Origin of the sequence: Nocardiopsis algeriensis (assembly GCF_014203695.1) — a bacterium.
Taxonomy (GTDB): Bacteria; Actinomycetota; Actinomycetes; order Streptosporangiales; family Streptosporangiaceae; genus Nocardiopsis; species Nocardiopsis algeriensis.
The window spans coordinates 220424-246473 of the sequence record NZ_JACHJO010000002.1; the positions used below are offsets into that span (position 1 = coordinate 220424).

The 26050-nt window shown below is 70.3% G+C and carries 19 protein-coding genes; 3 read left to right on the forward strand and 16 right to left on the reverse strand.

Going from position 1 to position 26050, the window contains the following annotated elements; genetic code table 11:
* Positions 1–349: 349 nt before the first annotated feature.
* The 13 genes from FHS13_RS03290 to FHS13_RS03350 form a co-directional block, all read right to left on the reverse strand.
* Positions 350–2314: a penicillin-binding transpeptidase domain-containing protein gene (locus FHS13_RS03290; protein WP_184287256.1), complete on the reverse strand. Its 1965-nt coding sequence runs from the start codon at positions 2312–2314 to the stop codon at positions 350–352.
* 23 nt (positions 2315–2337) lie between these two features.
* Positions 2338–2805: an SsrA-binding protein SmpB gene (smpB, locus tag FHS13_RS03295; protein WP_184287259.1), complete on the reverse strand. Its 468-nt coding sequence runs from the start codon at positions 2803–2805 to the stop codon at positions 2338–2340.
* Between the two features lie 76 nt (positions 2806–2881).
* On the reverse strand, positions 2882–3793 hold the full coding sequence (gene ftsX, locus FHS13_RS03300) for a permease-like cell division protein FtsX (protein ID WP_221442283.1): 912 nt from the start codon (positions 3791–3793) through the stop codon (positions 2882–2884).
* Positions 3794–3878: 85 nt separating this feature from the next.
* The gene (gene ftsE, locus FHS13_RS03305) at positions 3879–4568 is read right to left on the reverse strand and encodes a cell division ATP-binding protein FtsE (protein ID WP_184287265.1); all 690 of its coding nucleotides are present in this window, start codon (positions 4566–4568) and stop codon (positions 3879–3881) included.
* 374 nt (positions 4569–4942) lie between these two features.
* Complete coding sequence (gene prfB / locus FHS13_RS03310; protein ID WP_184287268.1) at positions 4943–6061, reverse strand: peptide chain release factor 2; 1119 nt, start codon at positions 6059–6061, stop codon at positions 4943–4945.
* Positions 6062–6235: 174 nt separating this feature from the next.
* Positions 6236–11098: an NAD-glutamate dehydrogenase gene (locus tag FHS13_RS03315; RefSeq protein ID WP_184287271.1), complete on the reverse strand. Its 4863-nt coding sequence runs from the start codon at positions 11096–11098 to the stop codon at positions 6236–6238.
* Positions 11099–11407: 309 nt separating this feature from the next.
* Positions 11408–12154, reverse strand: coding sequence for an HAD family hydrolase (locus FHS13_RS03320; protein ID WP_184287274.1), 747 nt, complete (start codon positions 12152–12154; stop codon positions 11408–11410).
* A 13-nt stretch (positions 12155–12167) separates the two neighbouring features.
* Positions 12168–12617: a DUF6912 family protein gene (locus tag FHS13_RS03325; protein WP_184287276.1), complete on the reverse strand. Its 450-nt coding sequence runs from the start codon at positions 12615–12617 to the stop codon at positions 12168–12170.
* 79 nt (positions 12618–12696) lie between these two features.
* Positions 12697–13347, reverse strand: coding sequence for an HAD family hydrolase (locus FHS13_RS03330; protein WP_184287280.1), 651 nt, complete (start codon positions 13345–13347; stop codon positions 12697–12699).
* 70 nt (positions 13348–13417) lie between these two features.
* Entirely contained in the window at positions 13418–15076 is a 1659-nt protein-coding gene (locus FHS13_RS03335; RefSeq protein WP_184287283.1) for a glycoside hydrolase family 3 protein, read from the reverse strand.
* An 81-nt stretch (positions 15077–15157) separates the two neighbouring features.
* Positions 15158–15646, reverse strand: a complete 489-nt coding sequence (locus FHS13_RS03340) for a PTS sugar transporter subunit IIA (protein WP_184287286.1) — start codon at positions 15644–15646, stop codon at positions 15158–15160.
* Between the two features lie 70 nt (positions 15647–15716).
* Entirely contained in the window at positions 15717–15956 is a 240-nt protein-coding gene (locus FHS13_RS03345; protein WP_184287289.1) for a PTS sugar transporter subunit IIB, read from the reverse strand.
* A gap of 94 nt (positions 15957–16050) precedes the next feature.
* Positions 16051–17076 (reverse strand): SIS domain-containing protein, encoded by a 1026-nt coding sequence (locus FHS13_RS03350; protein ID WP_184287961.1) that lies wholly within the window; start codon positions 17074–17076, stop codon positions 16051–16053.
* Between the two features lie 278 nt (positions 17077–17354).
* On the opposite strand from FHS13_RS03350, the gene FHS13_RS03355 reads away from it, so the two are divergent.
* A complete protein-coding gene (locus tag FHS13_RS03355) occupies positions 17355–18086 on the forward strand; it encodes a GntR family transcriptional regulator (RefSeq protein ID WP_184287292.1) in 732 nt (243 codons plus the stop codon).
* 43 nt (positions 18087–18129) lie between these two features.
* Complete coding sequence (locus FHS13_RS03360; protein WP_184287295.1) at positions 18130–19560, forward strand: PTS transporter subunit EIIC; 1431 nt, start codon at positions 18130–18132, stop codon at positions 19558–19560.
* Positions 19561–19630: 70 nt separating this feature from the next.
* Here the strand turns inward: FHS13_RS03360 and secA are convergent, their stop codons facing one another.
* A complete protein-coding gene (gene secA, locus FHS13_RS03365; protein WP_184287297.1) occupies positions 19631–22474 on the reverse strand; it encodes a preprotein translocase subunit SecA in 2844 nt (947 codons plus the stop codon).
* Positions 22475–22911: 437 nt separating this feature from the next.
* On the opposite strand from secA, the gene FHS13_RS03370 reads away from it, so the two are divergent.
* Complete coding sequence (locus FHS13_RS03370; RefSeq protein ID WP_184287301.1) at positions 22912–23448, forward strand: hypothetical protein; 537 nt, start codon at positions 22912–22914, stop codon at positions 23446–23448.
* Positions 23449–23827: 379 nt separating this feature from the next.
* Here the strand turns inward: FHS13_RS03370 and hpf are convergent, their stop codons facing one another.
* Together hpf and FHS13_RS03380 are read right to left on the reverse strand one after the other, a co-directional pair.
* Positions 23828–24487, reverse strand: a complete 660-nt coding sequence (gene hpf, locus FHS13_RS03375) for a ribosome hibernation-promoting factor, HPF/YfiA family (RefSeq protein WP_184287304.1) — start codon at positions 24485–24487, stop codon at positions 23828–23830.
* Positions 24488–25231: 744 nt separating this feature from the next.
* Positions 25232–25954, reverse strand: a complete 723-nt coding sequence (locus FHS13_RS03380; RefSeq protein ID WP_184287307.1) for a phosphoribosyltransferase family protein — start codon at positions 25952–25954, stop codon at positions 25232–25234.
* Positions 25955–26050 lie beyond the last annotated feature (96 nt).

Genomic DNA, 26050 nt, shown 5'->3' on the forward strand with positions numbered 1-26050 from the left:
GAGTGGCGAACCGCTCGTGTGTTCGTCACTCTACCTGGTCAACAGAGCGGGGGCCAAGCTGATTCCCGCCCCTGAAAATTTCTTCCGACAGCTCTTCCCGACAGGGAGAAACCCCCGCGGGGCGGACTCCAGAGCGGTCGACGCATCACCCGCGGGGGCCGGTCGGCAGGGTCGGACCGACCGTTGGGAACCGGCAGGATCTCCCCCGAGATGAGGTCCTGCCTCTCTCACACTGGCCCGCTACCCCCTGTTGCGGGACCAGCTCACCCCCAAAGACGCGAACGGCCCTCCGGAAGGTTGCCCGGAGAGCCGTTCCTTGTCCCTTTAGGGACAGTTCGGGAAGTTTCGTTTACCAGCCGGGCGCGCCGCCACCGGTGAGGTCGGCCTCGGCGAGCGAGGTCTCCTCGCCGAGCGGGGCCTGCCACGTCTCCGCTCCGGCCTCGGTCGTCTCGGGCACCCCGTTGGCCATGCCGCCGAGGAAGGCCTGGGCCGTGTTCACCGCGTGCTGCTGCACCAGCGTCACGCTGGGGTCCACCTCGGCGACGACCGCGAAGGCGACTCCGCCCTGGTAGCCGACGAACCAGTGGAGCGAGGTGTCGTCCTGCTCCACCCGGGCGGCCTGGCCGTGCAGCTCTTCCTCTCCGCCGGCGGTGAGAAGCATCGGCATGCGCTCGACCACCGCGTCGCGCAGCCCCTGCCGCACCGGGGCCAGATGGGCCTCGTCGAAGGAGGTGCCCTCGGACCCCTCACCGACCAGGAAGGGCTCGTGCCAGGCCCCGTCGGCGACGGCCGCGGCGGCCAGCGCCATCGCCAGCGGGCTCACACGCACGCCCTCCTCACCGACCATCGCGGCGGCCACGGCCGCCTCGTCCGCGGCAACCTCGACGGTCCCCGAGTCCGACGGGACGGACAGCTGCCACTCCTGGCCGATGCCCAGGCGCTCCGCGGTCCCGGCGAGCGCCTCGGCACCGACCTCGGTGCCCAGCTCCGCGAAACCGACACTGCAGCTGAACGCGATGTTGCGGGCGATGTCCGGCTCCCCGGACAGGAACCCGCCGCTCGGGTTGGTGAAGGTCCGGTCGCCCACCTGGGTCTGCTGGTCGCAGGGCACCGGGTCGGAGGCGGTCACCGCACCCGACTCCAGTGCCGCCAGCGCAGCCACGGGGGTGAAGGCCGTACCCGGCGCGAAGGAGCCCGCGAGCGCCGCGTCGTCGGCCGCGCCCTCACCGCCGGCGGCTGCCAGGATCCCGCCGGTGGCCGTGTCCACGGCCACCAGGTAGCCGTTGCCCGGCAGGGAGCTCAGTGCGTGCTCGGCGGCCCTCTGGACGTCCAGGTCGAGGGTGGTCTCGACGACCCCGCTGCGCTCGCCCTCCCAGTCCTCCAGGACGTCCGTCACCTGGCCCCCGGAGTCCAGGGTGACGACCTGCGTGGTCGCCGAACCGGCCAGCTCGTGCTGGTAGATGTTCTGCAGACCGCTCAGACCCACCGTGTCGCCGGCCTGGTAGGGCCCCGGGACGCGGGAGGAGACCCGGTGTTCGGCGGTGCCCGCGACCTCGCCGACGAGGAAGGGCGCCGCCGTGGGCGTCATGTTGATCTCCATCTCCTCGACGTCGACGCCGGGGATGCGGCCCGCCTCGTCGAGCAGCGACGGGTCCACGTCGCGCATGAGGACGAGCGGCTGGAACTGCTCGGGCGGCGCGGAGCGCACCCGGTTCAGCAGGGGTCCGGGGTCCTCGTCGAGAAGCTCGGCGAGCTGGGTGACGCCCGCCTCCTTGTCCTCCATCTCGGCGGGGACGACGCCGAAGGCGGTGACGCGGTCGGCGGAGACCAGGGGTCGGCCGGACCGGTCGAGGATCTGGCCGCGCTCCTGGATCTCGTAGCTGACCGCCAGCCTCTCCTCGTCGCTGAGTTCGGGGTGCAGGACACTGGGCGACCAGGCGATCCGCCAGCCGTCGGCGCCCCACGCCAGGGACATCCGGCCGGTGTACTCCCAGGTGGGGTCGCCGATGCCGAGGTCGGCCTGCACGTCGAACTCCGCGGAGGCGCTGTCCCCCTCCTGGGAGACCGGCCCCATCCCGAAGCGCAGGGACGCGAGGTCGAGCTGCTCGCTCATGTCCTTGAGGGCCCGCTCCACCTCCTCGGGGGATCCGTCGGTGTAGGTGGCGGCCTGTGCGAGGTCGCCGTCCTGCCAGGCGAGCAGGAAGGACCTGACCGCCACCTCCGGGCTGGGGTTCGGCGTGCACGCGGCCAGGGTGGCGGCGAGGAGCAGGCCGCTGCCGGCGGCCGTGAACCGGCCGAGGGGACGGGGGGACACCGTGTGTGTTCCTTTCGGGCGCCTTATCGGTTTCGGTGGCGCAAGGCACGTTCCATGTCGCGCTTGGCCTCACGCTCGGCGATGTCGTGGCGCTTGTCGTACTCGCGCTTGCCGCGGGCCAGAGCGATCTCGACCTTGGCCCGACCGTCGCTGAAGTACAGCGACAGCGGGACCAGCGTGTATCCCGGTTCACGGGTCTTGCCGATGAGCCGGGAGATCTGCCCGCGGTGCAGCAGTAGCTTACGCGATCTCCGGGCTGCGTGGTTTGTCCAGGTCCCCTGGAGGTACTCCGGGATGTACACGTTCTCCAGCCACACCTCGCCGTCGCTGATGTGGGCGAACCCGTCCACGAGGGATGCCTTGCCCTGCCTGAGCGACTTCACCTCGGTACCGGTGAGGACGAGACCGGCCTCGTAGGTCTCGTCGATGTGGTAGTCGTGCCGGGCACGCCGGTTCTGAGCGATGAGCTTGCGCCCGGTTTCCCGCGCCACAGAGATGTCCCTTCAATACGTCCGGGGGGCACGAGGCCCCCCGGGTGGTCGTTGTCCCGCTCCTGGCGGCCCCGCGTCAGATCTTCAGGTACCTGCGCAGGGTGAGGAACGAGGTGATGGTGCACAGCAGCACACCGAGGATGAGCGAGACGCCGATGACGTAGAACAGCGCCCCGGTGCTGAGGGCGATGTCGAACTGGAACCAGTCCTCGATCTGACCGAGCAGCGTGAACCGGGTGGCGACGATGAAGCCCGAGGCGATGAGACCGCCGATGAGGCCGGCGATCGCACCCTCGAGGAGGAACGGCAGCTGGATGTAGAAGTTCGACGCACCCACCAGGCGCATGATGCCGGTCTCGCGGCGGCGGCTGTAGGCCGACAGGCGGATGGTGTTGCCGATCAGCAGAGCGGCCGCGGCCAGCTGGAAGCCCGCGACCACCAGGGCGGCCCACTTGAGGCCGTCGAGGAGTCCGAAGAACTGCTCGAGGACCTGCTGGTCGTTGGAGACGGTGTCGACGCCCGGGGCGCCCTCGACCTCCGCGCGCACCGTGTCGTAGAACTCCGGGTTGGTGAGCTGCACCCGGTAGTTGTCGGGGATGTCGCCCTCCTGGGCGGCGGCGGCAAGGGCCTCGTTGGAGGAACCCAGGCGCTCCTGGAAGTCCTGCCAGGCCTCCGCGGCCGTCAGGTAGCGGAAGTCCTCCACCTGGGACAGACCCTCCAGGCGGCCTTCCAGAGCCTGGCGGTCCTCATCGGTCGCGGGCCCGTTCTCCTGGCACGTCTGCGTCGGCGAGATGTCGTTGCACATGTAGATGGTGAGCGTGATCCGCTCGTCCCAGTAGTTGCGCATCTCGGACACCTGCTGGTTGACCAGCAGACCCGCACCGAAGAGAGCGAGGGAAATGGCGACCGTCGTGATGACCGCAATGGTCATCGTCAGGTTTCGGCGCAGGCCGATCCACGTCTCGGAGAGAACGAATTGTGCTCGCATGATCTGTTAAAGGTCCATCCTTGGGAGCTTCGCCGCGCCGGTCCTCGCAGCGGTATGGGCCGCCCGGCGCCGGGCGTGCCGAAGGTCAGTACGCCTGGCCGTAGACTCCGCGCATCTGGTCGCGCACCACAATGCCCTCTTCGAGCTCGATGACGCGCTTCCGCATCGAGTCGACGATGGCGGCGTCGTGGGTCGCCATGACGACGGTGGTACCCGTGCGGTTGATTCGGTCCAGGACCTTCATGATGCCGATGGAGGTCGCCGGGTCGATGTTGCCGGTGGGCTCGTCGGCCAGCAGGATCTGCGGGCGGTTCACGAAGGCCCGGGCGATCGCGACGCGCTGCTGCTCACCGCCGGAGAGCTCACCGGGCATCCGGCCGGCCTTGCCCTCCAGGCCGACGAGCTCGACGACCTCGGGCACGACCTTGCGGATGAAGCGGCGGGGCTTGCCGATGACCTCCAGCGCGAAGGCGACGTTCTCGAAGACATTCTTGTTCGGCAGCAGCCGGAAGTCCTGGAAGACGCAGCCGATGCGGCGGCGCAGGTGCGGGACCTTCCAGTTGGACAGGCGCGCGAGGTCCTTGCCCGCCACGTGCACGCGGCCCTTGTCGGGCTTCTCCTCCTTGAGCACCAAACGGAGGAAGGTCGACTTTCCCGAGCCGGACGGGCCGACCAGGAAGACGAACTCGCCCTTGTCTACGTCAATGGAAACGCCGTCGAGCGCGGGGCGCTTCTGGGTCGGATAGACCTTGGTGACGTTGTCGAAGTGGATCACAGGCGCATCACAAGGTTCTCGAAGGTATGGGCACCCGACAGGGAGAGGGCTCCGCGCGGGATCGTACCGGCCGTACGGCCAACCGACAGTGTAGAGGGATAAGCGGCCCGGATTGTCCAGGTCTCATCTCATCGGGAGATTCAGGGCACCGTCGGACAACAGCCATGAGCATATCGGAGGTGTCAACCGATGATAACGTTCACATATAGTAGTTTCGGTAAAACTGCGGAGTCGCAAGCATCACCTTTGGGACACGGGACTCCCCCTCGACCCCGGTTTCTCACAACTGGCACCACCTCTGTCACAGAGGGTGCCCCCACCCGGGGGTGAGGGCACCTGGAAGGCGGATATTACAGGGCCCCGGTCCTTTTCCCTCAGTTCTCGTCGGCGCGTTCGCGGCTGCGCATCCAGCGGATCTCGGCGTCGATGAACTCGTCGATCTCCCCGTCCAGCACCGCGGCGGTGTTGCCCGTCTCGGCCCCGGTCCGCACGTCCTTGACGCTCTGGTAGGGGTGCAGCACGTAGTTGCGCATCTGGGTGCCCCAGCTGCTCACCGAGTCACCGCGGATCTCGTCGAGCTCGGCCTGCTCCTCCTCGCGCTTGCGCGCCAGCAGCTTGGCCTGGAGCATCGACATCGCGGTCGCCTTGTTCTGCAGCTGCGAGCGCTCGTTCTGGCAGGACACCACGATGCCCGTGGGCAGGTGGGTGATGCGCACGGCCGAGTCGGTGGTGTTGACGCCCTGGCCACCCGGTCCGGAGGAGCGGTAGACGTCGACGCGCAGCTCGGACTCGTCGATGTCGATGTGGTCGCTCTGCTCCACCATCGGGACGACGTCCACACCGGCGAAGGAGGTCTGGCGCCGGTTCTGGTTGTCGAACGGCGAGATGCGCACCAGGCGGTGGGTGCCGTGCTCCCCGCGCAGGGTGCCGTAGGCGAAGGGTGCCTTGACCGCGAACGAGGTGGACTTGATGCCGGCCTCCTCCGCGTAGGAGGTCTCGTAGACCTCCGTGGGGTAGCCGTTGCGCTCGGCCCAGCGCAGGTACATGCGCTGGAGCATCTGCGCCCAGTCCGCGGCGTCGACACCGCCGGCCTGGGAGTTGATGGTGACGATGGCCTCACGCTCGTCGTGGGGTCCGTTGAGGAGGGTGCGCACCTCCAGCTCGCCGACCTCCTTGCGGAGCTGTTCGAGCTCGCGGTCCGCCTCGTCCCGGGTGTCGGGGTCGTCCTCGACCTCGGCCAGCTCGTAGAGCACCGCCAGGTCCTCCAGGCGCTGCCCGATACCGGTGACCTTGTTGACGACGGACTCCAGACCCGAGAGCCTGCGCGTCACCTTCTGCGCGTTGTCCTGGTCCGCCCAGAGCTCGGGATCGGCGGACTGCTCGCGCAGTTCGGCGATCTGGGTCTGCATCGCCTCCAGGTCCAACACGGCGGTGACGCTCTCCAGCGTCCCCGCGAGGTCCTTGATCTTCTCAGCTGGGTCCAGTTCTGCCACGCGATCAGTCTAGGGCGTGTTCGGTGGGTGCCGCCCGTCGCGAGCGGTGTCCCGGTGCGTCCTCCTCGGGCCGGAAGGGGGCAGGACGCTCCCCACCGGATCCGCCCGCCCGGAAGAGCCGCGGGAACGCGGAAGGGGTCCGCCGCTCGAGCGGCGGACCCCTCCCTCCGCGTGCTATCCGACCAGGGAGCGGAAGGAGCGCACGGCCACCGCCAGCGTGGCCACGTCGAAGCGCTCGTGCTCCTGGATCTCCCACAGGGTGATGCCGGCCCGGTCGACCGTCTCGCGGTTGTCCTCCATCCAGGACTCGATCAGGGCCCCGGTCGGCTCACCCGCCTCTCCGGACTCCAGGACCCGGCCGGTGAGGTCGGCGTGCGCCGCGTACAGGTCGTCGCGCAGGGCGCCCCGCGCCATGGTCCCCCAGCGGTCGTCGCGCGGCAGCTCGACGATCCGCTCGCGCCACCAGCTGATGTTGAGCCGGTCGGCCAGGGCGAAGTACAGCTCGGCGACCCGCTCGACCGGCTGCCCGGTGCGGTGTGCGATCTCCACCAGGTCCAGCGTGGAGTAGGCCGGCACCATGGCCGCGACCTTCTCCGCCAGCTCGACCGGCACGCCCGTCGAGACGTAGCGGTCGCGGCGCTCGGCGAACGCCTCCCGGTCACGACCGCGCAGGAGCCCCTCCAGGCGGGGCATGATCCCGTCCACCTCCGCGAAGAATCCGATCTCGCTGCGGATGTCGAACGGGAAGGAGCGGTTGCGCAGCAGCCACCGGGTGGCGCGCTCGGCGAGCTTGCGGGTCTCCAGCAGCAGTGTCAGCTGGACGTCCACGGGGATCCGGTGCTCGAGCTCCTCCACCTGTTCCCAGAGCCGGCGGAGGTTGAGCACGTCCTGGGCCACCAGGTAGGCGCGGGTGATGTCCGCGGCGCTGGAGCCCAGCTCCTCGTTGAGGCGGAAGGCCATGGTCAGTCCGGAGCGGTTGACCATCTGGTTGACCACCTGGTTGACGATGATCTCGCGCCGCAGCGGGTGGGTGGCCACCGCCTCGGCGAAGCGCTCCGTGCGCAGCGGCTCCGGGAAGTACTCCACGAGGGCGTCGGCCAGGTAGGGGTCGTCGGCCAGACCGGTGACGGCGACCTCCTCCTTGAGGCTGATCTTGGTGTACGACAGCAGCGTCGCGAACTCGGGTCCGGTCAGGCCCAGGCCCGCGGCCCGCCGCTCGGCGACGGTCTTGTCGGAGGGCAGGTCCTCCAGCTTGCGCTTGAGGACCTTGGTGCGCTCCAGGTGCCGCATGTAGCGGGCGTGGACGTGCAGCATCTGGGAGGCCTGCTTGCGCGCGGTGGCCAGCACCGTGTTCTGCGCGTAGTTGTTGTCCAGGACCAGCCCGGCGACCTCCTCGGTCATGCCGATGAAGAGCTTGTCGCGCTCCTCCCGCTCCAGGTCGCCCTCCCGCACCTCGCGGTCGAGCATGATCTTGATGTTGACCTCGTGGTCGGAGGTGTCCACACCGGCCGAGTTGTCGATGAAGTCGGTGTTGACGCGGCCGCCCGCACGGGCGAACTCGATCCGGGCCGGCTGGGTCATGCCCAGGTTGCCGCCCTCTCCGACGACCTTGGCCCGGAGGGCGGAGCCGTCGACGCGGAGCGTGTCGTTGGCCTTGTCGCCGACCTCCGCGTGGGACTGGGTGCTCGCCTTGACGTAGGTGCCGATGCCGCCGTTCCACAGCAGGTCGACCGGGGCGGTGAGCACGCGCTGGATGAGCTCGTCGGGCGAGAGCGCGGTGACGTCCTCCTCGATGCCCAGGACCTCGCGCACCTGCGGGGTGAGGGGCACCGACTTGGCGGTGCGCGGGTGGACGCCGCCGCCCTCGGAGATCAGGGAGGCGTCGTAGTCGGCCCAGCTGCTGCGGGGCAGGTCGAACAGCCGCTTGCGCTCGTTCCAGGAGACCTCGGGGTCGGGGTCGGGGTCGAGGAACACGTGGCGGTGGTCGAAGGCGGCCACGAGCCGGATCTTCCGACTCAGCAGCATGCCGTTGCCGAACACGTCGCCGGACATGTCGCCGATGCCGACCGCGGTGAAGGGCTCCTCCTGGACGTTGACGCCCATCTCCCGGAAGTGGTACTTGACCGACTCCCACGCGCCGCGGGCGGTGATGCCCATGGCCTTGTGGTCGTAGCCGACCGAGCCGCCGGAGGCGAAGGCGTCGCCGAGCCAGAAGCCGCGCTCCTGGGCGATGCCGTTGGCCGTGTCGGAGAACGTCGCGGTGCCCTTGTCCGCCGCGACCACCAGGTAGGAGTCGTCGCCGTCGTGCAGGACGGTGCGCTCGGGGTGGACGGTGCGGCCCTCGACGAGGTTGTCGGTGACGTCGAGCAGCCCGCTGATGAAGTCCTTGTAGCAGGCGACGACCTCGGCCATCACCTCCTCGCGGGGAGCGTTCTCGGGCAGGCGCTTGCAGACGAAGCCGCCCTTGGCGCCGGAGGGGACGATGACCGAGTTCTTCACCGTCTGGGCCTTGACCAGGCCGAGGATCTCGGTGCGGAAGTCCTCGAAGCGGTCCGACCAGCGCAGGCCGCCGCGGGCGACGGCGCCGAAGCGCAGGTGGACGCCCTCCACCCTCGGGGAGTAGACGTACATCTCGGACCGGGGCCGCGGGTGGGGCATGTCCGGGATCTGCTGCGGGGCGAGCTTGAGAGTCAGGTAGGGGCGGCCCTGGTAGTGGTTGGTGCGCATCGTGGCGAGAATGGCCGCCAGGAAGGACCTCAGGATGCGGTCGTGGTCGAGGCTGGCCACGGACTCCAGCTCGCCCTCGATCTTGCGCACGACGGCCTCGCAGCGCTCGTCGCGGTCGTCGTCGGGCCGGTCGGGGTCGAAGCGGGCGCGGAACAGCTCCACCAGCATCTCGGCGATCCCCGCGTGGGCGACGAGGACGTCGGCGAGGTAGTCGGGGCTGAAGGTGGACCCGGTCTGGCGCAGGTACTTGGCGTAGGCGCGCAGCACCGTGAGCTGACGCCAGTCGATGCCGGCGCGGACGACCAGGGCGTTGAAGCGGTCGGACTCCCCGAGACCGAGCCAGGAGGCGGTGAAGGCTTCCTCGAACAGCTCCTTGAGGCGCTCCGGTGCCAGGTCCCCGGCCGGGAGGGCGCCCAGGCCGAAGTCGTAGATCCACACCCGGCCCACGCCGCGGACGGTGATGTCGTAGGGCCGCTCGTCGACGACCTCGACGCCGAGGTGCTCCAGGACCGGCAGCACGTCCGACAGCGAGACGGGGGCGCCGATGCGGTAGAGGCGGAAGCGCCACGTGTCGGCGTCCCCGCGCCGGTAGAGGCTGGCGGAGAAGGCGCCCTGGACCTCGTCCTCCTCGGTGCGGCGGAGGAGTGCCTCGATCTCGCCGATGTCGGTGGCCGCGGCCTCGGGGCCGTTGTCGACCTTGTAGGCCTCGGTGAGACCGCCGCCGTAGCGCTCCTTGTACCCGGTGGCGAGGTCGGGGCCGAAGGCCTCGGCGAGGGCGTCGGCGAGATCGGAGTCCCAGGAGCGTGCGGCCCGGCGGACCTTCTCCTCGAGGGCGTACTGGTCGATGTCGGCGAGGGTCTGCCCGTGCTGTGCGCGCACCACCAGGTACAGGCGGGCCAGCGGGGCCGCGCCGATCATGACGTTGTGGTCGGTGCTGGCGCCCTGGAAGGCGTCGGTGAGGACCTTCTGGACCTCCAGGCGCACACGGGTGCTGTACTCGTCGCGCGGCATGTACACGAAGCAGGACATGTAGCGGCCGCCGTAGGGGTCGCGGCGCATGAACAGCTTGGTGCCGCGCCGGTCGCGCAGGCGCAGGACGCCGTGGACCATGTTGTGGAGTTCGCCCACCGGGATCTGGAGGAGTTCCTCGCGGGGGAAGGTCTCCAGGAGCTCGACGAGGTCGCGGCCGTCGTAGCTGTCGGCCTCGAACCCGGCCAGGGCCAGGACCTCCGCCTGCTTGCGGCGCAGGATGGGGATCTGGGACAGGGCGGTGGAGTTGGCCTGGGGGGTGAACATACCGAGGAAGCGGCGCTCACCGACGATGTTGCCCTGCTCGTCGAACTTCTTGACGCCGATGTAGTCCAGGTACTTGGGCCGGTGGACGGTGGAGCGGGAGTTGGCCTTGGTGAGGACCAGGATGTAGGGCTCGCGAGCCTTGGACCTGATCTCGGGGGGCAGGGCCGCGAAGCTGGTGGAGACCGGGGAGTCCATGCGCAGGAGGCCGAGTCCGGTGCCCGGTTCGGGGCGCAGGGCGTCGTCCCCGTTCTCGTCGGTGACGAGGCTGTACTCGCGGTAGCCCATGAAGACGAACTGGCGTTCGGCGACCCAGCGCAGGAAGTCGACGCTCTCGCCGACCTCGCGGGGGTCGACGCCGCCGGCCGCGAGGCGTTCGGGGGAGGCGGCGAGCTCGTCGGCGACGCGGACGACGCGGTCGCGCATCTTGGCGGCGTCCTCGTTCACGTGGCGGACATCGGCCAGGACGGACTCGACGCGGTCGGTGATCTCCTTGATCCGCTTCGGGTCGCTCTGCCGGTCGATCTCGATGTGCATCCACGACTCGTCGATCGGCAGCGGCCCCTCGCCTCCGAGCTCCGGGTCGATGCGGCGCAGGTTGCCCTCGAGGTCGCGATCGACGGTGATCTGGGGGTGGACGACCAGTCGGGACGCGGTGCCGAGGTCGCGCAGGGCCATGGTCACGGAGGAGACCAGGAAGGGGGCGTTGTCGGTGATGACCTCGACGACGCTGCTCTGCTGCTCCCAGCCGTCGGCGTCGGCCGAGGGCGTGTAGACGCGGACCTTGGCCCGGCCGGGGGTGCGATGGGCGGCCAGGGCGCGGTGGGCCTCGGCGGGGCCGCAGATCTGGGCGGGGGTGCGGCCCGCGATCTCCTCGGGGTCGACGTGGCGGTAGTAGAGGGGGAGGAAGCGGCGGACGGCGTCGGCGTCCTCCGGGCTGAGCCGATCCCCCGGCGACCACTGGGCGGCTGCGTCGTTGAGCAGCTTCTTGAGCATGACGTCGGATTGTCCGGACATGTGACCTTCTCACTCCTTTGTGAGCGTCGTACGAACATCATGGATCCACCCGGCCGTACGGACTCTGTACGCACCGGAGATCTCTGTACCGGTAGGTGTTCCTCCGCGGGTACCTCGGACAGCGAGGGGCCGCGGAACTGTTGTTGACAGAAGTGACCTGTGTATGCGGGCAGGAAACCGGAGGCTCTTGACGTCTTTGTCGTTCGCCTCGCCCAGGGACAGGCTACTGGGTTTTACCTGCGGGAGCAGGCACGACCCCGGCACGCGGCGGTCACCGGCGGAGGAGCGGGGCGGGCAGGCCGTCTCCGGCTACCGGCCCGTCGCCTGGTGGACAGCGGTCCGCACGGCGCCGGGGTCGGTCAGGTCGGGCAGGACGGTCCGGACCCCCGCGTCGCGCAGCTGCCCTTCCGTCGCCGGGCCGTTGAGGACACCGACCGGCACCGCTCCGCCGATGAGCGCCGCCCGCACGTCGGGGGCGTTGTCGGTGAACAGCACCGTCTCCTCCTCGGTGTACATCCCGCCGCCTTCGCCCTTGGCGTGCAGCCGGATGGACTGGATGAGGGTGGACTTGGGGTAGTTGACCGACCCGTACCCGCCGATCTCCAGGTCCAGGTAGGAGTCCAGGCCGAAGGCCGCCAACTTGGTGGTCGCCGTGGCCCGGGTGCTGCCGCTCACGACGGTCTGCACGGTGTCGGGCAGCGACGCCACGGCCGCCAGCGAGGCCTGCGCCCCCGGCATGGCCCGTCCCTTGGAGAGGAGCTCGTCGCCGCGCGCGGCGAAGGCCGTCTCCAGCTCGGAGAGGAAGCGGGACAGGGTGCCGGTGTCGGGCTCGGTGTCGACGTAGTTGCGGGCGCAGAACTCGAAGAACATCTCGGAGTCCGTGCGTCCGGCCGCGGACGTCAGGTAGACCAGCGGCTCACCGGTGACCTTCTCGAACGCCTCGGCGTAGGCGGCCCTCATGACCTGGCCGGCGTCGAGGAGCGTGAGATCGATGTTCCATAGCACCAGTCGGCTGATGACGGACTCCTCGGGTCGACGCTGCGCGGACCAACCCATTGTGCCGTACCGCCTACTCCTTCACCAGATGAGGCAGTTCCTGCAGGGCGTACCACATCAGCTCGTGCCCGTCGGCGGCGTCCGAACCGGGGTCCTCGGCGGCTCGGGCGATGTCGGCGGCGGCATCGGCGTCGTCGACGTGGGCGGAGGCCAGGCGCTTGAGCGGGATGTGCCCGGTGACGCGGACGCGGACCACTCCCCCGGCCTCGCGGGCCTCGCGAGCGACCAGGTGGTCGGCCAGGTTCGCGGAGAGCACGACCCTGCGGCGGGGGGCGGCCGGGTCGGCGGCCAGCAGGGCCAGGGAGGCCTCCGCCGCAGCGTACATCGCCTCGTACTCGGCCTCCTCTGCGTCACCGCCCGGCCCCGGGTCGGCCGCGAAGGCGGTCAGCGGCGCCCCCTCCACCCGCCCCTCGGCGAGAACGGCGGCCAGGGCGGGAACGGTGCTGGGCAGGAAGACGTACATGGATGCGACTCTCCGGGACGGGGACGGACACCCAGAAAGTGTGCCAAGCCCCGGTCCCCTTCCGAAACATTCGCTCCGCTCAGACCGCCTGCGTCCGTCGGCCGGGGGCCAGGAACTCCTCCAGGGCGCGCCGGGTGCTCTCCACCCCGGTGTGCACGATGCCGGCCATACCGAGCTCCTCCGCACTGCGGACGTTGGACTCCAGGTCGTCGATGAACACGCAGTCCTCGGGGGACAGTCCGAGCTGTTCGCAGGTGTGGAGGTAGATGCGCGGCTCGGGCTTGCGCATACCCACCTCGCCGGAGACGACCACCGCGTCGAAGGTGGTCGCGAAGTGGCTCCGCGGGTAGCCGTTGCCCCAGGAGTTGGACAGCACCGCGGTGCTCGCGCCCGCCCGGCGCGCCTCGCGCAGCACCTCGTACATGTCGTGCACCGGGTCGAAGCCGGCGAACATGCGGGTCAGCAGCCCTTCGGCGACGACCGGGCCGCCGTGGACGGAGCGCAGCAGCCCGGCCAGCTGCCGCTCGAACTCGCAGGTGTCGATCTCGCCCCTCTCCAGGGCGTGGACCGGGTTCTCGGCCAGGCTGCCGTCGAAGTAGGGGCGCGTCACCTCGTAGTAGTGGTCGATGTCGATCCGGTCGGCCTTCAGCCAGGACCGGATGCCGTCGGGCAGCGGCGGTGTGAGCACGCCGCACCAGTCGGAGATGACTCCTCGGCGGATGCCGTCCATCCGGTCGCCTCCCTTCTCCTCGGGGTCGGGCGGGCAACGGTTCTTCCCGTTTCCCGCCCGCCTCAACCGCTCAGAAGCCCAGGCCGGTGCCCGCTGCGACATCCGCGCCGGGAATGTCCACCGGCAGCGTCCCGGTCGGCTCCACCTCGCCCGCGACCACCCCGGCCGCGGCGGCCAGCGACACGTCCACGGACGAGTAGACCGCGATGAACCCCTCGACCCCCGGAAAGGCCTCCAGGTCGTAGGGGCCGCCCTGGGCGACGACGACCACCGGCAGGCCCTGGGCCCGGGCCGCCTCGACGGGGGCGCTCTGCTCGGCCGAGCCCCGGGCCCCGTTCGTGCCCACGACCACCGCGTCGGCGCCCTCGGTGACCACTTCGAGGCCCGCCTCGGCCAGGGCGCCGGCGAGGCGGTCGGCGCCCGTCCCCTCCACGCGCACGCGCGCCCCGGCGGCCAGGGGCAGCAGGCCGCTCTCGTTGCGCACGAGGGTGGCGGAGGCGTCGGCGACCGTCTGGGCGGCCTCGGCGTGGGCGGGGTCGGACAGCGCGGCCTCGGCCGCCGCCGGGTCGACGGGGTCGGCCTCCAGCACCCCGCGCCTCTCCTTGAGGACGAGCACCCTGAGCACGGACTCGTCGATGCGCTCCTCGGTGAGGCGGTCCTGCTCGACCGCCTCGGTGATCGCGGCGACGGCGGCGGCCGGGTCCGGCAGCATGAGCAGCTGGTCCACGCCCGCCTCCAGGGCGCGGACGGCGATCTCGCCGTCGGTGTGGTCCTGGCGCACGCCCTCCATGTTGAGGGCGTCGGTGGTGACCACGCCGTCGTAGCCGAGCTCGCCGCGCAGGATGCCGTCGATGATCGCCGGCGACAGGGTGGCGGGGTCGGTGCCCGCGTCCAGCTGCGGCATGATCACGTGGGCGGTCATCACCGCGTCGACTCCCGCGTCGACCGCGGCCCGGAACGGCGGCAGGTGTTCGGCCTCCCACTCGTCGCGGGGCATGTCGATGACCGGCAGGCCGGTGTGGCTGTCCACGTCGGTGTCGCCGTGGCCGGGGAAGTGCTTGACGACGGGGACGATGCCGGCCTCCGCGTAGGCTCCGGCCTCGGCGACCGCCATCTCCGAGACCAGGGCGGGGTCGGAGCCGAAGGAGCGGATACCGATGACGGGGTTGTCCGGGTCGGTGTTGACGTCGGCGACCGGGGCGTAGTTGAGGTTGATGCCCAGCGCGTTCAGTTCGGCGGCCGTGGTGGTGGCCCTCAGGACGGCCTGCCCGGTGTCCCCGGTGGCCCCGACCGCCATGGCGTCGGGGAAGGAGGTGCCCACCGGGAGCCGTGCGACCAGCCCCTGTTCCTGGTCGATGCCGAGGAACAGCGGCACGCCGGCGCCCTGCTCCGCGGCGATCTCCTGGACCCCCGCCGACAGCGAGGCGATCTGCTCGGCACCGGTGAGGTTGGCGTCGAAGTAGATGAGCCCGCCGGGCCGGTAGGTCTCGATGAGGGCCGCGTTCTCGGCGGCCGTGGTCCCCTGGGCGGTCAGCACCATGAGCTGGCCGATCTTGTCGCCGAGGTCCATCTCCTCGAGCAGGCGGGGCGCCAGAACCGGCTCGAAGGACTCCTCGGTCGGGGAACCGCCGTCCTCCTCCGAGGGATTCACCTCCCCGAGGAGCGTGCAGGCGGCGGTGGACAGGGCGAGTCCGACGCAGGCCAGGGCGTACGGAGCGGGCAGTCTCATGCGGGCTTCATCTCCAGAGGATCACCGGACTCGCCGGAGACTACCGCCTTCCGCGGTGCGGAGCGGCATCGCGCGCGGCGGTCACCTCCAGAGGAAGAGCGGATCTCCCCGCAGGACCGCGCCCTCGGCGATGTCGGCGAGGGCGTCCGGCCCGGCGTCCAGCGCGACGACCGGCACGACCGAGGGCTTCCCCCGGGCGGCGACCCCGCCCGGGGACCAGCGGACGACCGGCGTGCGGGCCTCGACCTCGTCACCCTCGGAGGCGAGCAGCTCGAAGCCCTCGCCCCCGAGCTGGACGGTGTCGATGCCCAGGTGGACGAGCACGCCCCGGCGCCGGTCGGGCGCCATCACCACGAAGGCGTGGGGGTGCAGTTTCACGAGGGTCCCCGCGATCGGGGACACCGCGTCCTGCCATCCCTCCTGCCCGCCCTCCTGACCGGGTTCGGGGTGGATGGCGACCCCGGGGCCGACCATTCCCTGGGAGAACACCGGATCGGGCACCGTCCCGAGGGACAGCGCGGTTCCGGCTACGGGGGAGACGACGCCCAGGGCGCCGGTCACATCTGGCATGGAAGTGGTCTTCCCCTTCTCCGGGACTTCATCCGGCCCCGCACCCGTCGATTCGTGTACCGGACCGGATTCAGGCGTCCATGATGTCGCGGATGTCGTCGGTGAGGCTGTCGGCCTCGGGGCCGACGACCACCTGGACGACGTTTCCCGACATCAGGACGCCATGGGCGCCCGTGGCCTTGAGCGCCTTCTCGTCCACCAGCCCGGGATCGGCCACCTCGGTGCGCAGGCGGGTGATGCACGCCTCGATGTCCTCGATGTTGCCGGCACCGCCCAGACCCGCGACGATCGCCGCTGCCTTGTCCGCCATGTGACCTCCTGACCGTGGGAAGGGGGACGCCCCCCGCTCCGGCGAGCTTAGGTGCGCGGGGCCTCTCACGCCAGGGTCCACGCTCCCTCCCGGGTCAGCCGGTGGTCTGGGTGACCTTGTTGAGGCCGCGGGGGACGTCGGGGTCGGATCCGAGCCGGCGGGCGAGCCGCTCGGTGAGCAGCTGGGCGGGGAGGATGAGACCCATCGGGGCGACCCACTCGGGCAGGTCGGGAACCTGGAGCGACAGGTCGGTGGCGGCGGCCAGCTCCTTGCCGCCGATGCCGAAGACGGGAGATCCGGCGCTGCGGGCGCGCTCGGCCAGGGCGATCGTGCCCTGGAGCACGGGTCCTTCGGAGGCCGCGGCCAGGAGTACCGGGGTGCGCGGGTCGAGGATGGCGATGGGACCGTGCAGCAGGTCCGCGTAGGACATGCCCATGGCGTGCAGGTAGCACGCCTCCTTGAGCTTGAGCGCCGTCTCCAGGGCGGTGGTGAGGGCGATGCCGCGGCCGGTGACGACCATGCCCTGCACCGCGGTCAGCCGCTCGGTGATCTCCTCCAGGGAGTCCTGGGGGGCGGCCAGGATCTCGTCGAGTGCGTCGGGGACCCGCTGCAGGTCCCCGGGGTCGAGGCTGCCGCCGCCCAGCCCCAGGGCCAGGACCGCGAGCGCGGCCAGCTGGGTGCTGTAGGTCTTGGTCGCGGGTACGGCCACCTCGCTGCCCGCCCGGGTGACCAGGGCGACGTCGCTCTCGTTGGCCAGCGGGGAGTCGGCGCCGTTGGTGACGCCGACGGTACGGGCACCGCAGTCGGCCGCCCAGCGCATGGTCTCGACGATCTCCTCGGTCTTGCCCGACTGGGAGACGGCGACGGCAAGGACACCGGAGAGGTCCGCCTTGGCACCGTAGGAGGTGGCGACGGAGGGGGCGCCGAGCGCGGCCAGGCGGCCGCCGTGCACCTGGAGGAGGTACTGGCCGTAGACGGCGGCGTTGTCGGAGGAACCCCGGGCGATGAACAGCACGTGCCTGGTGGAGCGGCCCAGCGCCTCGATCTCACCGCGGAGCGGAAGCAGTTCCGCGAGGGTGCGCCGCAGTGCCTCGGGCTGCTCGGCGATCTCGGCACGCATGGTACTGGTGGTCATGGAGAGCCTTCCCCTGGTGTGTGGCGGAGTCCGGGCGCCCGGAGGCAGCATGGACCGCCTCGGGTGGATTGACACAGAAAAGGAGCTATGGTCTAGTCCGGACTATACCAGTCATACCAGGCGCCTCCCCCGGGCCCGGAGCACCGCCCCCGGCCGCTCCCCCGCTGCTCGGGGGTACGCGAAAGCCCTGCCCCGCGTTAGATTCGAGCAGCTCACCCGAACAGACCCACCGTCCGCCCGCCGACCGGGAAGGCCTCCCGCCCATGTCGATCGACCCCGGCAACCCGCTGCCCAAATACGTCCAACTCCGCGACCTGCTCCTGGACCGGATGGCGAGCCTGGGCGTGGACGACATGATCCCGTCCGAGCGGGAGCTCAGCAGCGCCTACGGGCTCTCCCGGATGACCGTCCGCCAGACCATCGACCTGCTGGTGTCCGAGGGGCGGCTCTACCGGGTCCCGGGCAAGGGCACCTTCGTCGCCCGTCCCAAGATCGAGATGTCCCTGGTGCTGGCCTCCTTCAGCGAGGACATGCGCACCCGCGGCTACGAGCCCGGCGCCCGCGAGCTCATCCGCCGGATCATCCCGGCCAGCGGGCACACCGCGCGCATGCTCGACATCGAACCGGGCACCCTGGTGCACCACATCGAGCGCATGCGCACCGCCGACGACGAGCCCATGGCCGTGGAGCGCTCCAACATCCCCGCCGCCATGGTCCCGCGGCTGGAGGACTTCGACCTCTCCGAGCGGTCTCTGTACGAAGTACTGGAAAACGAGTACGACATCCTGTTGGATTCCGGGGAACAGACGATCGAGGCGGGGATCTGCGACTCCGCCGACTCCCGGCTCCTCGGTCTCCCCGCCGGAAGCCCGGTGCTGGTGATGCAGCGCCGAAGCTTCGCCAAGGGGCGGTGCGTGGAACTGGCACTGTCCACCTACCGGGCCGACCGCTACCAGCTGCACTCCCGGCTGGACCCGCGGCGGCACGGCGACTGACCCAGCCGCGCCCACGAGGCGCACGTCCGAGGAGGTACCCCCCATGAGTTCGGACAACGCGACCGCCCGCGAGCGGACGGGGAAACGCCCGTCCAGCACACTCGCGGTGCTCCAGAGGCTGGGCCGCAGCCTCATGATGCCGATCGCGGTGCTGCCCGCCGCCGCGATCCTGCTCCGGCTGGGCCAGCCCGACCTTCTGGGAGCCGACGGCCTGGCCGGGCTCCCGGGGATGGGCTGGATGGAACCCGTCGCGGGAGCCGTCGGCACCGCGGGTGACGCGGTCTTCCAGGCTCTCCCCCTGCTGTTCGCCATCGGTGTGGCCATCGGCTTCGCCAGGCGGGCGGACGGTTCCACCGCGCTGGCCGCGGTCGTGGGCTACCTGGTCTTCGACAGGGTGGCCACGTGGACGATGGTGACCTACGACGGCCCCCAGGGCGACCTCGGGTCACGGCTGACCGCGTATCCGCTGCCGGTCGACCCGGTGACACGTGAACCGGTGACCGATCCCGCGGCGGTCGAGAGCGTCACCGCGGTGATCGACCACGCGGTGAAGAACCCCACCGACGTGCTCGGCGGCATCGTGATGGGTCTGGTCGCGGCCCTGCTGTGGCAGCGCTACCACCGGATCAAGCTGCCCACCTGGCTGGGCTTCTTCGGCGGACGCCGGTTCGTGCCGATGGCGACCGCTCTGGCGGGCCTGGTCATCGGTGTGCTCCTCGGCCTGCTCTGGCCCATGGTGGGCGGCTGGATCCAGGATCTCGGCGAATGGTTCGTCGGACTGGGAGCACTGGGCGCGGGTGCCTACGGCGTGGTCAACCGCCTGCTGCTGCCGCTGGGGCTGCACCACGTGGTGAACTCGCTCGTGTGGTTCGTGTCGGGCACCTACACCGACGCCGAGGGCAACGTGTCGCACGGCGAGATCACCCGCTACTTCGCGGGCGACCCCGACGCGGGCGGAATGCTGGCCGGATTCTTCCCCGTGCTGATGTTCGGCCTGCCCGGTGCGGCCTTGGCCATGTGGATGGCGGTGCCGAGGGCGAAGCGGGCCCAGATCGGGTCGATCATGATCCCGGCGGCGCTCACGGCGTTCGTCACGGGGATCACGGAGCCGGTGGAGTACGCGTTCATCTTCGTGGCGCCGGTGCTCTTCGCCGTGCACATCGTGCTCACGGGTGTGTCGATGGCGGTGCTCAACGCGCTCGACGCCCAGCTGGGCTTCGGCTTCTCGGCAGGCCTGATCGACCTGCTGCTGAACGTGACGAAGGACAACACCTCCGGGCTCGGCCTGATCCTGCTGCTGGGGGCGGTGTACTTCGCCGTCTACTTCGGGATCTTCTACCTGCTCATCACCAGGTTCCGCCTGCCCACCCCGGGCCGGGAGGACGAGCCCGAGGAGGCGGCCGCACAGGAGGCGGCCGCGCAGGAGCCGCCTTCCTCCGCCGGGGCCCCCGAACAAAAGGACCCCGGCACCTGACCCGGCCGGAACGCCGACGGGCGCGGCTCCTCGGGAGGAGCCGCGCCCGCGGCGTCGGTGGCGGTGCCGGCTACCTGGCCGACGGGTCACCGTGGCACTTCTTGAACTTCTTGCCGGAGCCGCAGGGGCACGGCGCGTTGCGCGGGGTGCCCGCGTACTCGTCGCTCTCCTCGCTGTGCTGCTCGACGGAGCCGTCCTCGCTCGGGGCGGAGTACTGGAGCTTGCTCGGCCGGCCCTCGCCGAAGCCGGGGACGACCACGTCCTCGGCGGCCTCGGCCTCCTCGTCGGGGGCCTCGGCGACGGCGGCCTCCTCGTCCTCCTGCACCGCGGTGGCCAGGGTCGCGGCACCGGAGGAACCGCCCATCGCGGCGGCGGTCGCGGCGGCCGACGCGGCGGTGAGGGCGGGCTCCTCCTTCTTGCGGACCTGGACCTCCACGTTGAAGATGTAGCCGACCGACTCCTCCTTGATGGCCTCCAGCATCTGCTGGAACATGTCGAAGCCCTCGCGCTGGAACTCGATCAGCGGGTTGCGCTGGGCCATCGCGCGCAGGCCGATGCCCTCCTGGAGGTAGTCCATCTCGTAGAGGTGCTCGCGCCACTTGCGGTCCATCACCTGGAGGATGACCCGGCGCTCGACCTCGCGCATGGCCTCCTCACCGAGCTCGGCCTCGCGTGCCTCGTAGGCGACGTGGGCGTCCTCCAGCACCTGGGTGGCGATCATCTCGCTGGTGAGCGTGTGGAGGTCGCCGTTCTCCTCGATGAACTCGTCGACGGTGAAGCTGATCGGGTAGACCTGCTTGAAGGCCCGCCACAGCTTGTCGAGGTCCCAGTCGCTCGGATCGCCCTGGGAGGTCTCCTCTGCGATGTAACCGCGCAGGACCTCGTCGAGCATCGAGATGATCTGGTCGCGCAGGTCCTGACCCTCCAGGACCTTGCGGCGCTCGGCGTAGATGACCTTGCGCTGGCGGTTGAGAACCTCGTCGTACTTGAGGACGTTCTTGCGGATCTCGAAGTTCTGTGCCTCGACCTGGCCCTGGGCGGAGGCGATCGCCTTGCTGACCATGCCGGACTCGATGGGCTGGTCGTCCGGGATGTTCAGCTGGTTCATGAACGCCTCCAGACGGCTGCTGTTGAACAGACGCAGCAGGTCGTCCTGGAGGGACAGGTAGAAGCGGGACATACCGGGGTCGCCCTGGCGGCCGGAGCGTCCGCGCAGCTGGTTGTCGATGCGGCGGGACTCGTGCCGCTCGGTGCCGAGCACGTACAGGCCGCCGAGCTCGACGACCTTCTCGTGCTCCTCCTCGTACTCGGCCTTGGCCTTCTCCAGCGCCTCGGGCCAGGCCGCCTCGTACTCCTCGGGGGTCTCCAGCGGGCTCAGGCCGCGCTCCTGGAGCTCCTCGTCGGCGAGGAAGTCGGGGTTGCCGCCCAGCATGATGTCGGTACCGCGGCCGGCCATGTTGGTGGCGACCGTGACCGCGCCCTTCTTGCCCGCGCGGGCGATGATCGCGGCCTCACGGGCGTGGTTCTTGGCGTTGAGGACCTCGTGCGGAACGCCCTCGCGCTTGAGCATGCGCGAGAGCAGCTCGGACTTCTCGACGCTGGTGGTGCCCACCAGGACGGGCTGCCCCGCCTCGTGGCGCTCGGCGATGTCCTCGGCGACCGCCTGGAACTTGCCTTCCTCGGACTTGTAGACGAGGTCCTTGACGTCCTTGCGGACCATCGGCTTGTTCGTGGGAATGGGCACCACGCCGATGCCGTAGGTCTGGTGGAACTCCGCCGCCTCGGTCTCGGCGGTACCGGTCATACCGGAGAGCTTCTCGTAGAGGCGGAAGTAGTTCTGGAGGGTGATCTTGGCGAGAGTCTGGTTCTCGTCCTTGATCTTGACGCGCTCCTTGGCCTCGATGGCCTGGTGCATGCCCTCGTTGTAGCGGCGGCCCGCCAGGACACGGCCGGTGAAGTCGTCGACGATGAGTACCTCGCCGTCCTTGACGATGTACTCCTTGTCCCGCTTGTACAGCTCCTTGGCCTTGAGGGAGTTGTTGAGGAAGCTGATGAGCGGGGTGTTGACCGCCTCGTAGAGGTTGTCGATACCCAGCCAGTCCTCGACCTTGGCCACACCGGACTCGGTGATGCCGACCGTGCGCTTCTTCTCGTCGACCTCGTAGTCGACGTCGCGCTTGAGGCGGGGAGCGATCTTGGCGAACTCGCCGTACCAGCGGGAGTTCTGCTCCGAGGGACCGCTGATGATCAGCGGGGTGCGGGCCTCGTCGATGAGGATGGAGTCGACCTCGTCGACCACGGCGAAGTAGTGGCCGCGCTGGACGGTGTCCTTGAGCGACAGCGCCATGTTGTCGCGCAGGTAGTCGAAGCCGAACTCGTTGTTCGTACCGTAGGTGATGTCGGCCTGGTAGGCCTTGCGGCGCTGGGCCGGGGTCATGTTGGGGCTGACCACGTCGACCTCGAGGCCGAGGAACTGGTAGACGCGGCCCATGTTCTGGGCGTCGCGGCGGGCCAGGTAGTCGTTGGTGGTGACGACGTGGACGCCCTTGCCGGTCAGGGCGTTGAGGTAGATGGCCAGGGTCGCGGTCAGGGTCTTGCCCTCACCAGTCTTCATCTCCGCGATGTTGCCGAGGTGCAGGGCGGCGCCGCCCATGATCTGGACGTCGAAGTGGCGCTGGCCCAGGGTGCGCTTGGCCGCCTCGCGGACCGTGGCGAAGGCCTCCGGCAGGAGGTCGTCGAGCGACTCGCCGTCCTCGTGGCGTTCCTTGTACTCCCGGGTGAGGTCCCGGAGTTCCTCGTCGGTGAGGTCGACGAAGTCTTCCTCGAGCGAGTTGACCTGGTCCTTCAGCTTGTTGAGCCGGCGCAGGATCTTTCCCTCACCCGCGCGCAGGAGCTTGCTGAGTATCCCTGGCACTTCCTATGCGCTCCTCGCAGATCGCGGTTGGCTCCACGGACACGTGGAGATCAGGTCTAGGCCCGCTGACCGCTTGCGTGTGGCCGCGGAGGGCGGCGGGGTCCTGGGCCCTCGGCCCTACATCCTAGGGGACGCGAATCACATGCCCACCCTCTCGCACCGGTGGCGGAGGCCGTCCCTTCCCCGTGCGACAACGACAGAAACCGCTGCGTATGTTCCCTCTGGGAAAGGCGGGACCGCCGGCGCCCGGCGCCGGAAGGGGGTGTGCGGGGCTGCGGATTCTCACCGTTTTCCAACTGTCACGGCAGGGGCCCGCGCTCTTCCGCCCTGTATCGGCGAGTTTCTCCCTTGTGGATGGGTAGATCCCAGTCTAGGCACGGCCCGGCCAGGGGGACGGCCGGACCGTCGAACGCGATGTGTATTCCGGGGGAATCACCATGCGAGCGAGGAAGAACGACGGCATCCGGGATCCGGAGACGCAGGAGACGGGCAGAGCTCCGTCGCCGCGCACACCGGTCGAGATCGTGGACGACTTCGTCTCGGGCCGCAGACACCCGTCCTCGGGACCGGCCGACGAGGAGGACCCGGGTCTGGCCTGGGAGGGCCGCAGACCTGACAACGAGGAGGAGTTCGGCCGTATCCGGGGGTTCCAGCGGCAGGGCGGCACGCTCGCCCCGACCAACAGCCACCGGGGCAGGCTCACCTCGTGGATCTCGGTGGGCCTGGCCATCGCGGGGTTCGTGGTCGCCGGCTTCGCCGTCGCCACGGGGATGTCGGTGACCCTGCTGGTGATCAGCGGAATCCTGCTGGTGGCCGCGCTGGTGATGGCCCTCGCCTTCGACCTCTTCGGCGACGTGGTGCTGGACCCGCCGCGGGTGGAGCCCGAGGAGCGGCACGACACCCCGCTGCACCGGATCCGGGAGGGGAAGGCCGCGAAGCAGGACATCGTCAGGCCCGGCTCCGGCGACAGCTGATCCTTCCCGGGGCGCCCCGGAGAGGGTGCCCCGGCAGTGACCGCGGCGGGCAGGGCCCGCCGCGGCCCTGTCCTTCCGCGCTCCCCGTGCGCCTGCTCCGCCGTGGCCGCGAGGACCGGAGGACGAGAGGGCCTCGCCGTACGGCGAGGTCCTCCTCCGTGGCGGAAACACACCGGGACACCGCCGACTGCGGGCGGCGTCCGCCGGACACGCCCTGAGCCCTGCTGCGCGGACCGTCGCGGGCCGCACGGCCGCCGGGCGCCCCGCGCGCGCCGGAGGAGCTTGCGGGGCCGACCAGGCCGAGCTGCGCTCCCCGCCGCGCGAGGAGGCGCCTGGTCGGCCGTCCGCCGATGCGGCGAGAGCCTCCCGGAAGCAGGGCCTAGTCGGTCAAGCGGATGACACCGTAGTTGAAGCCCTTGCGGCGGTAGACGACGCTGGGGGCGTCCTTGGCCTCGTCGTGGAAGAGGTAGAAGTCGTGCCCGACGAGCTCCATCTCCAGCAGGGCCTGGTCGATGCTCATGGGCTTGGCCCGGTGGACCTTCTCCCGCACGATGAGGGGCATCGCGCCCTGGGTGTCGAGTTCGACGAACTCCTCGGAGGAGCCGCCCTCCTCCGGGACGGCGGCCTCCTCGCCGGTGCGCGGGGCGGGGGTCGTGGCGACGGGTCCCGGAGGCTCCGGGGCCAGGTCTCCGGGGACGGCCCCGGCCGGGACGGTGACGGGGACGCGGTGGGCGCGGTGGTTCTTGCGCCGGTCCGCGGCCTTGCGCAGGCGGGCCTCGATCTTGTCGATGGCGAGGTCCAGGGCGCAGTTGCGGTCGCTCGCGGCCGCCTCGCTGCGGATGACCGGGCCGTTGGTGTGGATGGTCAGCTCAACCCGCTCTCCGATGTCGGCGAGCCTGGGGTTGCGCTCCGCGGACACCTCCACGTCGATGGTCATGCCCTTGCGCTCCCACTTGGAGAGCCTGTCGAGCTTGTTCTCGACGTGCTGCCGGAACTTGTCACTCACAGCGGTGTGTCGACCCTTGACGATGATGTCCATAGGACCCCCTTTGTCGCGTGACCCGCCGCTCAGGCGGCGGCCATGCTCGGTTCTGCATCCCTCTCCGCCGTTCGGGGGACGGAAGAGGGCGTCATGCGCTCCCAGCCCCTTTCCTGACCCGTTTCCGCACGGGCCACATCTCGCTTGAAAGTGCGTATACCCAGCAAAAGCACAGTCATCACACGCCACACGCACGTGATCGGTGAGGACCTCCGGGGCCCGGCCGGGGACCTTCGGCCCGGCCGCACACGGCCGGGGAAGGGGACAGCGGGAGAGGAGAGGCGGGCAGGGGGCACCGGGAAGGGCATGCCGAGGGGAAGCACCTGCGGGGGTCCACCGTTCTCGATGAACCCCCCGATGGACAGCCACCCGTCCGGCCGACCTGGTCTTCGTCCCCACATCCGCCTGCTGAGAGTTTCGCCGCTCTTGAACGCGACTACTGCTCTTCTCCCGGGCTTGAGGGACATCGGGACCCTCAGCGGGGCAGGGCTTACCTCTAAGGCGCACCGTGATCGGACGACGAAAAGTCGCCTTACGTGGGCCGTTTCGCCTGCGCCTGGCATCGGCTTGCCGAAGGAGCGCCCTGGTGCTCCCAGGGACGCCGATCCTCCGACGCAACCACGGACCCGGACGGGTGCCATACCGTGACGGTAACGTGTCGAGGCGAGGATGTCAGGTGGCATCGGGCCGAACAACCCTTCGAGAAACATCACAAAGCCCTGTGCACATGGACTTTTCGCTTCTTCAGGAGTGTGGGTAAAACCTTCTCTCCCGCCGCCTCCCGGGGCCGGGTCGGCCTCGGGCCGCCCGTTCGGTGAGTGCGACGGCACCGACCACCCGCAGGCCTGCCTCCCCCAGCGCACGCGCCGCCTCGGCCACCGTCGCCCCCGTGGTGACGACGTCGTCGACCACGACCACCGGCGCCCCGGCCACCCCGTTCGGCACCCTTCCCGCGGTGAACGCGCCCCTGCGGTTGGCGAGCCGCCCGGCCCGGTCCAGCCCCGCCTGGCGACGGGCCCGGCCCCGGTGGCGCAGGAGCGGGAGCACCTGTCCGCCGCCCCTGGCCGGACACGCCGCCGCCAGCCTGGCGACCGGTGCCCGGGGGTCGTGCGGCGGCCCTCGCCCCGGCACGGGAACCAGGACGGTGTCGGGTCCGGCCAGCCCCGACGCCTCGTACGCCGCCGCCAGACACCGCCCCAGAGGCGCCGCCAGCGCGTCGGCTCCGCCCTCCTTGTAGGCGAGCAGCACCTTCCGGTACAGCCCGGCATAGGGGCCCGCGGCCCACACCGGAGGGCAGCCCGGCCGGGGCGCGCACAGGTGCGGTCGCCGCTCCAGCAGGGCGCGGCACTGTCCGCACAGGGGTCCCGAAGACCCCCCGCACCCGGCGCAGGACTGCGGCAGCAGGAGGTCGAGCAGGGCCGCCCACAGTCTCCGCGGCAGGGAAGGCAGCAGGTCGTGTCCGTCCACACCACCAGGCTCCGCCGCACGCGGCCCTGCCGCCACCCCGGTCCTGAGCCCTGTGGAAAACCCGGAGGCCGGCCCTTGAGGGTGGTGGTGAGGGTG